3 protein-coding genes are annotated in these 2,219 nt (G+C 75.0%); 1 reads left to right on the top strand and 2 read right to left on the bottom strand.

What is annotated here, in order from left to right:
- Positions 1–614, top strand: a 614-nt coding sequence (locus VF468_29700) for an epoxide hydrolase (protein ID HEX5882461.1), incomplete at its 5' end; no start/stop codon positions are given.
- An 80-nt stretch (positions 615–694) separates the two neighbouring features.
- Here VF468_29700 and VF468_29695 read toward each other — a convergent pair.
- Both VF468_29695 and VF468_29690 read right to left on the bottom strand, forming a co-directional pair.
- Positions 695–2,062, bottom strand: coding sequence for an alpha/beta fold hydrolase (locus VF468_29695; GenBank protein ID HEX5882460.1), 1,368 nt, complete (start codon positions 2,060–2,062; stop codon positions 695–697).
- 37 nt (positions 2,063–2,099) lie between these two features.
- Positions 2,100–2,219: BBE domain-containing protein (locus tag VF468_29690; GenBank protein HEX5882459.1), on the bottom strand; the 120-nt coding region annotated here is incomplete at its 5' end.

Raw genomic sequence — 2,219 nt, 5'->3', positions numbered from 1 at the left:
GGCTCGGCCATGACCGCTACGGCGCCCACGGCAACGACGCCGGCGCCATCGTGGCCCCCCTCCAGGGCCGGGTCGACCCCGACCACGTCATCGGCGTGCACGTCCACCAGATCTTCTCCTTCCCCTCGGGCGACCCCGGCGAGTTCGAGGGCCTGACCCCCGAGGAGCTGGAGTACCTGAGCTTCCTGCAGGGGTTCGTGGAGCGGGCCGTCCACGACAAGCTGCAGGCCGCCCAGCCCCAGACCCTTGCCCACGCCCTGGCCGACTCCCCAGCCGGCCAGATCGCCTGGAGCGGCCAGCTGTTCGGCGACGCCCTGAGCAGCGACCACATCCTGACCAACGTGGCCATCTACTGGCTGACCAACACCGCCGCCTCGGCGGCCCGCTTCTACTACGAGAACCACCACGCCGCCCAGCCGACCGGGCCGACCACCGTCCCCCTGGGCCTGGCCAGCTTCGCCTTCGACTTCCGGCCCATCCGCAGGTTCGCCGAACGCGACCACACCAACATCGTCTCCTGGAACGAGTTCGACCGCGGCAGCCACTGGGCCGCCCACGACGCCCCCGACCTACTCACCGCCGACCTCCGCCAATTCTTCGCCCAATTCCGCTGACACAGGAGTGCCACGGCACGGCCAAGGGCGCGGGGCTTCGCCATGTCCTGCGGATCCACGACGACATCGAGCAGGAGCCCTCACCGGGAGGGCAGGGACGCCCGGAACAGCTCGCCCGCGCCCCGGACGCCGTCGAGGGCGTGGGCTCGCCGGGGCTCGAAGCCGATGGCGGGACCGGCCGCCAGGTCCCTGACGGGGCGCGAGACCAGGATCTCGCCGGGCCGGGCGAGCGCGGTCATGGCGGCGGCCTGGGCGACGGTGGGCCCGCGGGGACCGTCCTCCAGCAGCTCGCATTCGCCGCAGGCGACGCCCGCCCGGACCCGCAGGCCGACTGGGCGGGCGGCGGCGATGATCGCGTCGGCGCAGCGGATGGCCTGGCCGGGCCGCAGGAAGGTGGCCAGGAGGCCGTCGCCGGCGGTCCTTGCCTCGCGGCCTCCGTAGCGCTGGAGGTTGGCCCGCACCACCGCCCGGTGGGCCCCGAGCAACTCCTGCCAGGCCCGGCCCCCCGGCAGCGGACGCGGCGATGTCACCACCAGGTCGGTCGACACGACGGTGACCAACCGCCGCCGGTGGTGCGGCGCCGGCCCGGCCTCGGCGAGGAACCTCCGGAGCCGGTCGACCACCGCATCCTGGTCGCCGGCCCAGACCAGGTGGTCGACGCCCGGCAGGTCCACGAAGCTGGCCTCGGGGAGCCGTTCGGCCAGGCGGTGGCCCTCGCCGACCGGGACGACCAGGTCGCCGGTCCGGTGCAGGACCAGGGTGGGGACGCGCACCGCGGGCAGGACCGCCTCCCAGTCCACGCCGTAGGCGGCCCGGGCCAGGCTCCTGGCCGAGCCGGGGCTGACGCCGGATCGCAGCAGCCGCAGGTAGGCGGCGACCGCCTGGTCGTCGCCGGTCAGGCTGGGCGCCCAGACGGCCAGCTCGGCGCCGCTGGTCCCCCACTCCCGCTCCAGGCGGTCAAGGGCGGCCTCTGAGGGGTCGGCAAGGCCGCCGAGCGGCCCCCCGGCCAGCGGCCGGGCCCCGGTCCCGTACAGCACCAGCGCCAGGACCCGCTCGGGGCAGGTGGCGGCGAGCAGGCTGCACGCCGCGGCCCCGCCCAGGGTCCCGAACAGCACCGCCCGTTGCGAGCCGGCGGCGTCCATCACCGCCAGCAGGTCGTCGGTGCGCTCCTCCAGCGTGGGCGGGGCGTCCGGGGCGACCCGGTCCGAGAGGCCGGTCCCGCGCTCGTCGAACAGGACCAGGCGGCTGATCGAGGCCAGCCGGCGAAGGAACCGGGCCAGGCCCGGCACCTCCCAGGCCAGGTCGAGATGGGTGGCCCAGCCGGGCGCCAGGACCAGGTCGACCGGCCCCTCCCCCACCACCTGGTAGGCGAGGTTGAAGCCCCCGCGCTTGGCGTAGCGGACGCGCGGGGGCTGCTGCCGGCCGGGCTCGGCCCTCGTCCCTGCCATCGCTCGTAACGTCGGCCGGTCCGCGGCTGCCGTGCGGCTAGGGGGCGATGTTCTGGTTGACGTGGAACAAGTTGCCCGGGTCGTAGCGGCGCTTGACCTCGACCAGGCGCTCGTAGTTGCCGCGGTAGTTGGCCCTGATCCGGTCCTGGTCGTCCCC

It is taken from the genome of Actinomycetota bacterium (genome assembly GCA_036280995.1).
GTDB lineage: Bacteria > Actinomycetota > CALGFH01 > CALGFH01 > CALGFH01 > CALGFH01.
Note: the sequence above shows the minus strand (reverse complement) of the source record. Positions and strands in the feature narration are given on the sequence as shown.

Coding starts and splice junctions, on each gene's coding strand:
- VF468_29695 (HEX5882460.1), bottom strand. CDS start 2,062: ATGGCAGGGACGAGGGCCGAGCCCGGCCGGCAGCAGCCCCCGCGCGTC.